We start from the raw sequence: 12,510 nt of genomic DNA on the forward strand, positions 1-12,510 counted from the left end.
AAGGGTCCTGGGAGAGTAGGACGTTGCCAAGCAAAGAACCACTGCCGATGATATTCGGTGGTGGTTTTTATTTGTTTCTAGGACAGAAGCAGTGGCGATACAAGCGTCAAAAGAAGGTAACAGTATTGTTACAGAATGCAAGTAGGAAATCAGTATAATAGGACTATGTTAAATATGCTAAAAGTACCTGACCACAGAGCTGGAATGTGCAGCTGTGAAAAGGAGGGTGTGTGTGTTAAGTTGGCGGAGACTTGGGCTGTATTCATTTCTAATGATCTGCATCTTGGGTGTGCTTACAGGATGCGGTGATACAGGACCTTCATGGACTTCATATGAAGGCGCGGTAAACGAGAAGAGTTTCCCTGTACCGAAAGTAGCGAGTAAATCTGACCAATCCGAAAACAACTCGGAGATGGATTATGTTCGATATACATTGTCTGGTATTAGTGAGAGCACCAGCTTGCCTGAAGTATATCTAGACGAGATCAAAAGCTGGGGCTGGACGGAGAAACAAGCCAAGAGTACATCAAATACCTCAAACTCTCTTCATGTGTTTGCTAAAGAGGGACATATTGTACATTTAGCTGTACATGATGGATTCTTTACGCTTATGGTACCTAAAAATGATACTGCGACAACAACAGTGAAATCCCTGGATGATGAAGATGAGTAGGTTTTTTCAGTTTTGATTTGTAACATTGTAATGTTCAGACTATACAAGTTCCCGTATTCAAGCGGGGACTTTTTTATTTTGAGCTGAGATATGTAAAAGCGGTATATGCAGGAGTATGGATCGGACTGACTCTTGAAGCTAGAACGAGCGGAGAAACGGGGAATGGAGAGGTTTGCTGCGCAGATACTCTGACAGCATGTAGATACTCCGGTGAGATAGTGAAGGCGTATTAGGCTGCTTCTCTAAGGGTGTATGTACTACTTTTGTTGGTCAAAGACGTGGAATGAATCCAGAAGAAATGCACTGTGATATAAGTCTGTAGTGAAGATCTGCAGTATGTTGAGCCTCAAAAGTCTAAGGTTCTGCCCGAATGAATGTCCCTATCTATAAATTAAAAGAGTGATATGGAATAAATAAATGGGGATAACCTTCGTAGCTTGTACCCATGCTGTGGATAAAGGGGAGACCATATAGAAATGATAAAGGTTATCCACTGTGGATAACCTTTATCATTTCGAAGGATATAGGTAGTTCATGGCCATACGAAAGCCAGAAAATGAACTTAAAGACAAAGCGAGGTTTAAGGGTGTATGTATTGCACATTTACATATTGTTATTTTGATAAATGAGGTTAAGGCTTTTATTGAAGATAGTACGAAACGTCTTGTTCATTTAATTTGATTAATCCGTCTTTGCGTTCACGTGAGAGGATCATGACAACATATAGACGGGGGAACAGCAGCCACAGATGCCAGAAGATCAGTGAAAGCGTGAAGGACAGGGGCGACCATATCAGACAAACGGTAATGATGCATAATCCAATCCAGCTCATATTCAAATGTACTCTGACAAACATACGATAGCTGAAGTGCTGATCCGGTATGTATCCTAACCAAGGCATATGGAAGTTCCAGCGCCAGCGTTTTGCATAAGAGGTGCGGACCAGAAGCAATATGGTTCTGGCAATGACATAATGAATCCATAGGGTGATCGGCCCTGCCAGCAGGAAAAAGAAGAGGCCAGTCCAGGAGAATGCCAGTAAATTAAAGAAGAGCATAATGATAGGCAAGCACAGATAGCTGTAAATGACGCTACGGGCTATAGCCTTTTTTTTCAGAAGCCGGTACTGATAAAATGTAGCTTTATTCTCCGGTTCGGCGGTCATACGATTACAAATCCTCCTTCTGGGATCACGTTCTTGTTGGACGTATACCTTTTACATGTTTATTTTGTTAATGATCCATATACAGATATGAACCCTGGAAGCGCTATAAGGTTATTGTACAAGCATGGAGAAGAAACTTATACAAGTATACCTTTGAGCACCTTGGCTGTCAGGTTCTGATGTATTATATATCGGCTGAAAATCAAAGTTTTTTTAAGATTATAGAATATAAGTTTTCAGGTGTGGCATACAGTAGGCAGGATATCGTCATGCAAATCGGGCTGAATCCAGAAAAGTACGAGCAATAGGGGATTTATTGAACTTTCGAATCGGTACAGACACCCAATGCATGGTGAACGAATATATATGTTTTATAGAAAGAAAGCACTATGAAAAGGTTTAAAATAATAGAAACTGTGCAATACTGATAGTAAACGTAAAACAAGGTGGGATGGTTGATGGAAGAACATACCGAACACACATGTATTATCTGCGAACAGAAAAAAAGAGAAGGCATTTTTATTGTATCTGAATTTATATGCGATGCTTGCGAAGCAGAGATGGTTCATACCGATGCACAGGATGCCAAATACAATTATTTTATACACCAAATGAAACAGATTTGGGTGCAAAAAAACGCATAATGACAAACTAACCGAAACATCCATTGATGTAGGTGTATCTAGAGGCCCGTGGGGCCTTTTTCTGTTTTGTGCGGAGAAAATGAAGGACAGAGAAGAGAGAAGAGCAGTGGGATCAGCAAAAAGGCTGATATAATAAAGAATGACGGAGAGTCGAAAAAGTGAGAAAAGGAGTCAGAATATGACTTTCACTTGAATGTCAGATCTGGAGAAGGCAGGCTCACCAGTGGGTCCCTTATTATATAGGAAGATTAAGTAGTAACTTGTACCAAAATTTAATGAGTAATAGGAAGGTTATTCTATGAAAAATAAATCATATCGGGCTCCTTTGTACGAGGCGTTGCTCACTTATCAGGAATCGGGCAATCGATCCTTTCATGTCCCTGGACATAAGAATGGACAAGTCTATCGGGGTTTGATCGAAAAAGAAAATAGGGAGCAGTCTGGAATGTCTGAAGTTGTTCCCACAACGGCATTCTTGGAAATGATGCAGGTGGATGTAACGGAGATTTCGGGTACAGATGATCTGCACCATCCCGAGGGGGTTATTTTGGAAGCTCAACAGCTCGCGGCGGATTGTTTTGGGGCTGAAGAGAGCTTTTTTCTTGTGGGGGGAAGTACGGCGGGTAATTTGGCTTTGCTGCTTACGGTCTGTGATGAGCCCAATAGTATTGTACTGGTGCAGCGCAATGTACATAAGTCTGTCATCCATGGGCTGATGTTGGCTGGCGCAAGAGCTGTATTTCTGGAGCCATGGGTTGATCCTGTGAGTGGACTTGCAGTTATGCCGTCGGTGGAGACGGTTGAGGCTGCTGTCCAGGCATACCCTGAGGCAAAGGGGGTACTTGTCACTTTGCCAAACTATTACGGCATGGGCGCTGATCTGACGCCCGTAGCCGAGATATGCCACGCTGCTGGCATGCCACTGCTCGTGGATGAAGCGCATGGCGCGCATTATGGGCAGCATCCGGAGCTGCCTGCCTCAGCACTGTCCTGCGGAGCTGACGGTGTGGTGCAGTCGACCCATAAGATGCTGTCTGCCTTCACCATGGGAGCCATGCTGCACGTTCAGGGACCACGATTGAATCGGTCCCTGCTGCGTCAGCGCCTGGCCATGGTGCAGAGCTCAAGCCCATCATACCCTGTGATGGCTTCGCTTGATCTTGCGCGCCGTCTGCTGCATGTGCAGGGCGCGGACACCTTCACGGCAGGGCTTGCCGCCGTGGATGCCTTCAAGCGCGGCCTTGCAGAGCTGCCGCGCTTTCAGCTGCTGCAGCCTGCACAGGCGCTGCAGCAGGAGCCGCCAGCCGAGGCAAAGCCGGCTGCTGGCGATAACGGGGCCGCCGACGCATCGGGGCGGCCATCACCCCTGCCCGCGCCGGCTATGCCATCTGACGCGGGCTACACCGCTCAGGACCCTTTCAAAGTCGTCATATATGACGGGGCAGGGGTACTGAGCGGTTATGGGCTGCAGCAACAGCTGGAAGCGCATGGCTGCGTGCCCGAGATGAGCGACGAACGATACGTCGTCCTGCTCTTCAGTCTTGGCTCGACGATGCAAGACGCCGAGCACCTGTTACAGGCGCTAGAACATATAAGCCGAGCTAATGAACAGAGTCAATTACAGAATGAGCCATTGGGGCAGGCTACAACGAATGGGGTGCACTATATTTCCACGTGGAACAATTTTCAACATGGCGCACTTGTCACCTTTTCGGAGCCAATCCCGTTCTCGCTGCGGCCTGTTCTGGATAAAGACACGACAGAAGTTGCACTTGTAGACTGTGCAGGTTATCGATCTGCTGAGATGATTATTCCGTATCCTCCAGGAATTCCTCTTATTTATGCCGGGGAGAAGATAAGCGAAGCCGTGATAGCTCGTATCCAGCTTCTGAGAGATGAAGGAGCAAAATTTCATGGTGCAGCCGATGTTACTCTCCAGTCCTTGAGGATTATTAACAACTAACTGAGGCTAATTTTGACCTGAAATGCGATAGTGGTATTCATTTATTGAAGACATCATGTACTTCCGGACATAAGAAAGAAGGGAATTAACGTTGGATATTCCGTTAAAAAAATATACAGGAATAATCCTGCAAGTCATGCTGATGTATGGTTTTTATTGGATATGAACCTGGGTGCAATCTATACTGCATCTACCATTAACAGGTAGCATTGTTGGCATGCTGTTTTTATTCATCGTCATTCAACTGGGGTGGATCAGGATTAGCTGGGGAGATGAAGGTTCATCCTGGCTTCAGTCCCATCTGCAATTATTGTTTATCCCGCCTACGGTGGGCATCATTAATCATTTTGATTTCTTTACTGCTAACACAATCCTTCTAGTGCTGGGGTTGATCATCAGTACATTAGTAACCTGCCTGTTGTCTGCAAAAATCAGTGAGTGGCTTATGGCGTGGAAATCATCGCATCAAGGTAAGAAGGAGGCGAATCCATGTCAACATTCATCATCGGAATTGGAATGATTGCTCTAACAGTGGCCTTATATATTCCAGCAACTCATTTATACAAACAAGTGAAATGGCCCATTCTTATGCCTGTATTAACGTCAACAGCAGTCATTGTGGTAATCCTGCTGTTAGCGGGAATCAAGCTGGAGACCTACATGCTCGGCGGAAAGTGGATACAGGATCTCCTAGGCCCTGCGGTCGTTTCATTAGCCTTTCCCTTATCCAAGCATATGGATGTGTTGAAGCGGAATGTCATTCCCATCCTAGGTGGCACGCTTGGAGGCAGTATTGCAGGTATGTTTACCGGAGCATCAGTAGCTCTGCTGCTTGGTTATCCCAAAGATATCGTGATTGCGTTATTGCCAAAGTCAGTCACTACCCCTGTTGCCATCCAGTTGGCAGATCAGGCAGGTGGAAATGCTTCCTTTACATCCTTGTTTGTGATGATTGCCGGCTTTTCGGGGATATTACTTGGGCCGATGGTTTTGAAATGGGCCAGAGTAAACAGCAATAATGCGTATGGGATTGGGCTTGGCTCGGCCTCTCATGCACTTGGCATGGCCAGATCCTTCGAATATGGCGAGAATGCTGTAGCATTGAGCTCCGTATCCATGATTGTCAGTGCCATAGCCGGATCATTGTTCCTCCCGTTATGGGTCTGGATCATCTACGGTTGAGTAGGCTCCCCCTATTGAAAATATTGGTGGAATAGCTGACCGCTAACGCCTGATCATGTATAGTATTATAGTAAGAAGCTTGTACAACACGCTAAACTACTTTACCCATGATCATGAACATACACCTCTGGGCATGTAATTTCATAATCTGGAGTAGAAAGATCAAAGTCATATCATATTCGCAGCATGGAAGATGCAATTATCGACATAGAAAGCAGGGAAGCATATGCAGGGCAGAGGTAAATTCATTACCCTGGAAGGGGGAGAGGGATCCGGCAAAACGACGATGATCAGCCAATTGGGTTCTTACTTCGAGGAACAGGGTATACCTTACGTAGTTACCCGTGAACCTGGTGGAATTGAGATCGCGGAGAAAATACGTGCAATCATTCTTGATCCTCTTCATACGGCAATGGATGCTCGTACCGAAGCACTGCTCTATGCAGCTGCACGCAGCCAGCACCTGGCGGAGAAGGTGGAGCCTGCGCTGAAGGAGGGAAAAACGGTCATCTGTGACCGCTTTGTTGACAGCAGCCTGGCTTATCAAGGTTATGCACGTGGACTCGGAATTGAGAATGTGTGGGCCATTAATCGGTTTGCAATAGGTGAGCTTATGCCTGATGTTACACTTTATCTGGACATCGAGCCGGAAGCAGGTCTTGCACGTATTGATGCCCATGATGGACGTGAGGTAAACCGTCTGGATCTGGAGAGCTTGGAATTTCACCGTAAGGTTCGGGAAGGGTATTTCCTGTTGAAGGAACAGTTTCCGGAACGAATTCAGGTCATTGATGCTTCCAGGCGGCCGGATGAAGTCGCAGCAGCATTGATTTTGTCGCTGGAGACAGGGATTTTGAAGGATTTTGGCGAGTAATTGTCTAATATATAGACAGGGCATTTCTTAAGTGCTTATTCTAAAGGAGGTTATGCAGGATGAAACTGATTGTTGCGATTATACAGGATAAAGACAGCAACCGATTATCCAGTGCATTGGTCAAAGCAAATTTCCGGGCAACGAAATTGGCCAGTACCGGTGGATTTTTGAAGGCAGGCAACACGACGTTTATGATCGGTGTCGATGATGGTCAAGTCGAGTCTGTAATGAACGTCATTCGCAGCAGCTGTAAGGTTCGTGAACAGCTCGTGACTCCGGTCACACCGATGAGTGGAACGACCGACTCCTACCTGCCGCTGCCTGTTGAAGTTCAAGTCGGCGGAGCTACCGTGTTTGTTCTGCCAGTAGATCGCTTTGAACACTTTTAATGAATCATTTTGCGTAAATGAGTGAAATGAAATGATTTTCTAGCGTCCTTGGTGGATTATATGCGTCCTTCTTGATATCAGGAAACGGCGCTTTCCGTCCGAAATGAAGCAGTCCCTCCAGCGGATGTTCCTATCGGGCGGAAGTTGACTATCAAGCAAGTCAATGGTGGAATGTTTTTCTACCATTATATATAGAGCTTCGTACAGCTTATACAAAGGCATCTTCCACGCACAGGCGCAGCGCGCACTGTGCTGATGGTCGATGGCCTACTATGATAGAAAGCGGGCATATCCATGAAAATCAATCCTGGATTCAGACCGGTGCAGAGTGGAATCAACTCTACAGATTCCAGTTCCAAACCGGTCCAATCCAAAAGTTTTTCTGACATGATGAATCACCAGGGCGAACGGGCATCACAAGCGGAGCTTAACCGCCGGTTAAGTGAAATTCAGATGCAGGGCGATCGCTTGGCACGTTCCATGACGATTCGTGAGCTGAAAGCATACAAGCAGCTTGTCAAAAGGTTTCTGGAGGAAACCGTTCGTCGCGGTGTATCCATGAAAGAGACAAGAGGATGGGACCGACGGGGCAGAGGCAAAAGGTACAAGTTAATAGACGAAATCGACTCAGCTCTTTTATCCATGGCAGACGAACTGCTGGAAACGGAAGAGGGCAAAATCACGTTATTACAACAAGTAGGGGAAATTCGGGGAATGCTTATTAATTTAAGCTTCTGAGGAGGAAGTATGTCCTTTCAACAAATTATGGGTCAGCAAGCGGCCAAGCAGATGTTGCAGAGTAGTTTGAGACGCCAGGCGATAAGCCATGCGTATTTGTTTAGCGGGCCATCCGGCAGCGGGCAGCTGAAGACAGCAGTCACATTTGCAAAGGCCATATTCTGCACTGAGCTTGAAGATGATGCCTGCGGACAGTGTCTTGAGTGCCGTAAAGTGGAGCATGGCAATCATCCTGATTTAACGATGCTTGCCCCAGATGGAAACAACATTAAAATCGATCAGATTCGGGATCTGCAGCGTATCTTTTCATATCGTTCAGAGGCTGGACATCCCAAAGTTTATATCATAGAACAGGCTGAAAAAATGACCGTACAGGCGGCTAACAGCCTGCTGAAGTTTCTGGAAGAACCGCAGGTGCCCGCGGTGGGCATTTTGATTACCGATAATGGACAGGCAATGCTTCCAACCATTCGTTCACGATCACAGCTTGTTCCTTTCAGTGCGCTGAATCCGGAAGAAATGCTGCAAGCTTTGATTGCGGAGGGACACCCTGCCAATCTGGCACGTTCGGCGGTTCATTTGGCGTCAGGATTGGAATCATGTAGAGAAATTCTCCAGCAGAATTGGTTTGCAGAAATTAGAAACGTAATGTTACAATTAGGGAAGGAGTCCCTGGGTAGAGGGAGCACATCATTGATCTCTGCACAGCAGAAGCTTTTTAAAACCGGACTCTCAGAACATCTGGATATTATGCTTAGTCTATTCCATTTGTGGTTTAGGGATATGCTGTATGTCCAGCACGGTAGGCATGAACATATCGTTTTTATAGATCAGTTGGACATGCTGTCTCAATTGGCACATACCCGCAGCACGGAGCAGTGGGTCTCCTATATGGATTTGGCCGCAGCATGCAGAAAAAAATTGCGTTTCAACGTCAATGGCCAGCTTTGTCTGGAGCAATTTTTGATCGGTTTGGCATAAGGCTGGGAGAGGACAGGTTTTATTCCATTCATATGCAAACGGTTATAACTTCGGCGGGTTCCCTAAGAAGACAGGGCTTCAGACGAAGTGGGATTGGCTTACAAGGGGGTTAATTTTTTGTACAGTGTAGTGGGTGTCCGTTTCAAAAAAGCGGGCAAAATTTATTACTTCGATCCCCTAGACCTTCCCATTGAGAAAGAAAACTGCGTTATCGTGGAGACAGCGCGGGGGGTAGAGTACGGTAAGGTAGTTGTTGGCAAGAAAGAAGTAAGCGAGTCCGATGTGGTACTGCCGCTCAAAAAAGTCATTCGGGTTGCGGGAGATACAGATGCCCGTGTGGTGGATGAGAACAAGCGTGCAGCCAAAGAAGCTTTCGGTACTTGTTTAAATAAAATCAAAGACCATGGCCTCAAGATGAAGCTGGTCGATGTGGAATTTACGTTTGATCGCAACAAGATCATTTTTTATTTTACAGCTGAAGGAAGAGTGGATTTCCGGGAGCTGGTCAAGGATCTGGCAAGCATTTTCCGGACAAGGATCGAGCTGAGGCAGATTGGTGTGCGGGATGAAGCCAAGATGCTTGGAGGGATCGGACCTTGCGGCCGTGTGTTATGTTGTTCTTCCTGGCTGGGAGACTTTGAGCCGGTATCAATCAAGATGGCTAAAGATCAGAGCCTGTCACTGAATCCGACGAAAATTTCAGGGTTGTGCGGAAGACTCATGTGCTGTCTGAAATTTGAGCATGATAACTATGAAAGTGTGAGAGAAGAACTGCCGGCTGTAGGCAAGTTGGTCGTCACCTCTATGGGTGAAGGGAAAGTTGTCGGCATCAATGCCGGTAATCGCACAGTCCATGTTCAACTGTTCGACATCAGTAAAGTCAAAGAACTTCCGCTGGATGACGTCGTTATCAAGTAAACCATAAAGGTTGCTTCGGGGTGGAAACTTGGAAAAGAAAAATCTGTTTACGCACATTCACGAAATGGAAACCCAATTGGGTCAGTTGCACAGTGATTTAGGAGAGTTAAAAATGATTGTGAAGGAGCTGCTTGAAGATAATCAGCGGCTTACGATTGAAAATGAGCAGCTGCGCAAACTGCTCAAGCGTGAGGCTCCGGCAGATCTGCCTGTTCCATCTGCACTGGCTCCAGCCGCTAGACCTGCAGGTCCGGCGACAGGTGAAGATGTGGTAGGTGAAGGATATGATAATCTGGCCCGGCTGTATCACGAAGGATTCCATATCTGCAATGTCTATTACGGACATTTGCGGACGGAAGGCGATTGCCTGTTCTGCCTGTCTTTTTTGAATAAATGAAGTGACCGTAGGGAAGAGCCCCTACGGTTTTTTTTCAAGGTTACAAACCTAAACTAAAGTTAACATGATATAGAGTACCGGAGGATGAGCGCACCAAATGACAGCTAATGAAGTGAGTTTACATGAGTCAGAACGGATTGATGATCTGCTCTCTCATGATTTGAAAATCATCCAAAGTGATGAAGTATTCAGTTTTTCCATGGATGCCGTATTGTTGGCCCGATTTGCTTCTGTCCCGAAACGTGGTCGTGTTCTCGATTTATGTACAGGGAATGGGGTCGTTCCCATTCTGCTGACAACGCGTACGCAGGCGAAACTGGAAGGAATCGAGATCCAGCCCCGACTGGCAGATATGGCACGGAGAAGTGTACAGCTGAATGCTCTGGATCAATCCATTACCATTCATGAGGGTGATCTGCGGGAACTGGTGAAAGAAACAGGACATGCTGTGTACGATGCAATAACGGTGAATCCACCTTATATGCCGCTGAACGGAAGTGACCTCAAGATGAATACACACCAAGCCATGGCCCGTCACGAGTTAGGCTGTACATTGGAGGAAGTCATTCAAGCCTGCAATCGTCTGGTCCGTAATGGAGGTAAAGTATCCATGGTCCACCGTCCACAGCGTTTGGGTGAGATTATCTCTCTGATGAGAGAGTACAAGCTTGAGCCGAAGCGGATTCGAATGGTGCACCCACGTGCTCACCTCGAAGCCAATATGGTGTTAATCGAAGCCTTGAAGGATGGCAAACCAGAAGTACGGATGCTTCCACCACTCATTGTCTACAATGAAGAGGGAACCTATTGCGATGAGATTATGGATATTTATTACGGTTCACAACATACACCACCAATGTCGGAAGGAGGAGAGTAAATGACACTGCACATTCAAAAAAGCTATGCTGAAGCTCATGATGGCATGGGGAAGTTATATTTGGTTGGGACACCGATTGGGAATCTGGATGATATGACATTTCGAGCAATTAAGACATTGCAGAGCTGCGACATTATTGCTGCAGAGGATACAAGGCAAACCCGGAAGCTGCTGACCCATTATGAGATTACACCTTCCATGTTATTTAGTTATCACGAGCATAATAAGGGGGCAAGTGGTCCTGAACTGATACGCTATATAATAGAAGGAAAAAATCTGGCGCTGGTCAGCGATGCTGGTTTGCCGGCCATTTCCGACCCGGGTTCTGATCTGGTACAACTAGCTATAGAAGCCGGAATTACGGTCATTCCAATCCCGGGTGCCAATGCAGCGTTATCTGCCTTGATCGTATCCGGATTACCGACGGAACGCTTCACGTTCGGCGGCTTTTTGCCGCGCGAGAAAAAGGATATGCGAAAAGTGCTGGAGGCTTTTGACGAATCCAATGGTACATTGTTGTTTTATGAGTCTCCCCATCGCATTCGCAAAACGTTAGCGTATCTGGAAGAGATTCTTGGGGATCGTTCTGTTGTACTGGCTCGAGAGCTAACGAAGCGACATGAGGAATTTGCACGGGGCAGTGTACGGGAATGCATGGACTGGCTGGAGGAACATCCACCACTGGGTGAGTACTGTCTGCTTGTGGAAGGCATCAAAGAGGAGGAGCGAAAGGCAGAACGTGAAGCTTGGTGGCAATTGATGTCCTTGGAGGAGCATGTAAGTCATTATGAGAATGAAGGGCTCAACCGTAAAGATGCAATGAAAAAAACCGCGACAGACCGCGGATTAACCAAGCGTGATGTATATAATGCATTGATCTGATCCTTATGAATACACCAAATAGGGGGACATAACCTGAAAAGCACCTTATTGGAAAGCTTAATCAAATATTAAAAGTCATAGGGCGGTGCAAAAATAGTTTGGATTTTTTCACCGCTTTCCGGTTTAAGGTGAACTGCTCCATGATGAGTCGGATAGGGTAATAAAAAAAAGACCTTCCAACGGTGGGGTTCACACCGGGAAGGCAAGTAAGGAATATAAAAAGGTTAGAATTAACAATTCAATAAGTCCATTATACCTGATATTTTTTATTTTGTCACAGGTGCAGGGATTTCGGAAATACATTCGTTACAAACAATTTTACCTTTGAAGTATGTCACGTTCTCAGCGTTACCACAGAAGATACAAGCTGGCTCGTATTTTTTCAACATGATGCGTTCACCGTCAACATAGATTTCCAGAGCATCTTTTTCACCGATACCCAGTGTACGGCGCAATTCGATTGGAATAACTACCCGTCCCAATTCATCTACTTTTCTAACAATACCTGTTGATTTCATCATTATAATCAGTGCTCCTCTCAGCTAACTATCATTGTCATTATTCGACATTATTTTATGTTTTATGATACTCATCATACCAACGATTCCCAAAACAGTCAACCTTAAAATTAGCTTAAAATTAAGGCTGTTTTTGATAAGATTACGGGTGGTAAGGGATTGGGAGCGATTTTTCACATTTAAACATCAATGGCAGGTTTGTCGATTTGGAAAACGTTAAAAGTGCTTTATTCGACAAAATTCGTCATTATATGTCGAATGATCAGATCAAATAAGGCTGAAAGCGACAATAGGGATTAAATACAAGGG

The 12,510-nt window shown here is 45.7% G+C and carries 15 protein-coding genes; 13 read left to right on the forward strand and 2 right to left on the reverse strand.

Features of this window, described 5'->3' with window-relative positions; translation table 11 throughout:
• Positions 1 to 232: 232 nt before the first annotated feature.
• Positions 233 to 673: a hypothetical protein gene (locus AB3N00_RS29560; RefSeq protein ID WP_413037692.1), complete on the forward strand. Its 441-nt coding sequence runs from the start codon at positions 233 to 235 to the stop codon at positions 671 to 673.
• Positions 674 to 1,313: 640 nt separating this feature from the next.
• Here AB3N00_RS29560 and AB3N00_RS29565 read toward each other — a convergent pair.
• Complete coding sequence (locus AB3N00_RS29565; RefSeq protein ID WP_413037693.1) at positions 1,314 to 1,838, reverse strand: hypothetical protein; 525 nt, start codon at positions 1,836 to 1,838, stop codon at positions 1,314 to 1,316.
• Positions 1,839 to 2,296: 458 nt separating this feature from the next.
• Between AB3N00_RS29565 and AB3N00_RS29570 the strand changes: the two genes are divergently transcribed.
• The 12 genes from AB3N00_RS29570 to rsmI all read left to right on the forward strand — a co-directional run bounded on the left by AB3N00_RS29570 (position 2,297) and on the right by rsmI (position 11,683).
• Positions 2,297 to 2,482 (forward strand): sigma factor G inhibitor Gin, encoded by a 186-nt coding sequence (locus AB3N00_RS29570; protein WP_095293335.1) that lies wholly within the window; start codon positions 2,297 to 2,299, stop codon positions 2,480 to 2,482.
• Positions 2,483 to 2,780: 298 nt separating this feature from the next.
• Positions 2,781 to 4,445: an aminotransferase class I/II-fold pyridoxal phosphate-dependent enzyme gene (locus AB3N00_RS29575; RefSeq protein WP_413037694.1), complete on the forward strand. Its 1,665-nt coding sequence runs from the start codon at positions 2,781 to 2,783 to the stop codon at positions 4,443 to 4,445.
• Between the two features lie 172 nt (positions 4,446 to 4,617).
• Positions 4,618 to 4,965: a CidA/LrgA family protein gene (locus AB3N00_RS29580; RefSeq protein WP_413037695.1), complete on the forward strand. Its 348-nt coding sequence runs from the start codon at positions 4,618 to 4,620 to the stop codon at positions 4,963 to 4,965.
• Positions 4,935 to 5,627 (forward strand): LrgB family protein, encoded by a 693-nt coding sequence (locus AB3N00_RS29585; protein WP_413037696.1) that lies wholly within the window; start codon positions 4,935 to 4,937, stop codon positions 5,625 to 5,627. Before AB3N00_RS29580 ends, AB3N00_RS29585 begins: the two co-directional genes overlap by 31 nt.
• A 226-nt stretch (positions 5,628 to 5,853) precedes the next feature.
• Positions 5,854 to 6,501 carry a dTMP kinase gene (gene tmk, locus AB3N00_RS29590; protein WP_413037697.1) on the forward strand — a complete coding sequence of 216 codons (648 nt, stop codon included), beginning with the start codon at positions 5,854 to 5,856 and terminating at the stop codon, positions 6,499 to 6,501.
• 59 nt (positions 6,502 to 6,560) lie between these two features.
• Positions 6,561 to 6,890 (forward strand): cyclic-di-AMP receptor, encoded by a 330-nt coding sequence (locus tag AB3N00_RS29595; protein WP_017691391.1) that lies wholly within the window; start codon positions 6,561 to 6,563, stop codon positions 6,888 to 6,890.
• Positions 6,891 to 7,184: 294 nt separating this feature from the next.
• The gene (locus AB3N00_RS29600; protein ID WP_175394638.1) at positions 7,185 to 7,628 is read left to right on the forward strand and encodes a YaaR family protein; all 444 of its coding nucleotides are present in this window, start codon (positions 7,185 to 7,187) and stop codon (positions 7,626 to 7,628) included.
• Between the two features lie 9 nt (positions 7,629 to 7,637).
• Positions 7,638 to 8,609, forward strand: a complete 972-nt coding sequence (holB, locus tag AB3N00_RS29605; RefSeq protein WP_175394637.1) for a DNA polymerase III subunit delta' — start codon at positions 7,638 to 7,640, stop codon at positions 8,607 to 8,609.
• A 117-nt stretch (positions 8,610 to 8,726) separates the two neighbouring features.
• Positions 8,727 to 9,527 carry a stage 0 sporulation family protein gene (locus AB3N00_RS29610; RefSeq protein ID WP_095293342.1) on the forward strand — a complete coding sequence of 267 codons (801 nt, stop codon included), beginning with the start codon at positions 8,727 to 8,729 and terminating at the stop codon, positions 9,525 to 9,527.
• A gap of 28 nt (positions 9,528 to 9,555) precedes the next feature.
• A complete protein-coding gene (gene yabA / locus AB3N00_RS29615; protein WP_175394635.1) occupies positions 9,556 to 9,924 on the forward strand; it encodes a DNA replication initiation control protein YabA in 369 nt (122 codons plus the stop codon).
• Between the two features lie 97 nt (positions 9,925 to 10,021).
• Complete coding sequence (locus AB3N00_RS29620; RefSeq protein WP_413037698.1) at positions 10,022 to 10,801, forward strand: tRNA1(Val) (adenine(37)-N6)-methyltransferase; 780 nt, start codon at positions 10,022 to 10,024, stop codon at positions 10,799 to 10,801.
• Complete coding sequence (gene rsmI, locus AB3N00_RS29625) at positions 10,802 to 11,683, forward strand: 16S rRNA (cytidine(1402)-2'-O)-methyltransferase (protein ID WP_413037699.1); 882 nt, start codon at positions 10,802 to 10,804, stop codon at positions 11,681 to 11,683. It abuts the gene before it with no gap.
• A 266-nt stretch (positions 11,684 to 11,949) separates the two neighbouring features.
• On the opposite strand, the gene AB3N00_RS29630 is transcribed toward rsmI, so the two are convergent.
• Positions 11,950 to 12,204: an AbrB/MazE/SpoVT family DNA-binding domain-containing protein gene (locus AB3N00_RS29630; RefSeq protein ID WP_024633700.1), complete on the reverse strand. Its 255-nt coding sequence runs from the start codon at positions 12,202 to 12,204 to the stop codon at positions 11,950 to 11,952.
• Between the last annotated feature and the right edge of the window lie 306 nt (positions 12,205 to 12,510).

Source organism: Paenibacillus xylanilyticus, assembly GCF_047246825.1.
In the GTDB taxonomy this organism is placed as follows: Bacteria; Bacillota; Bacilli; order Paenibacillales; family Paenibacillaceae; genus Paenibacillus; species Paenibacillus xylanilyticus_B.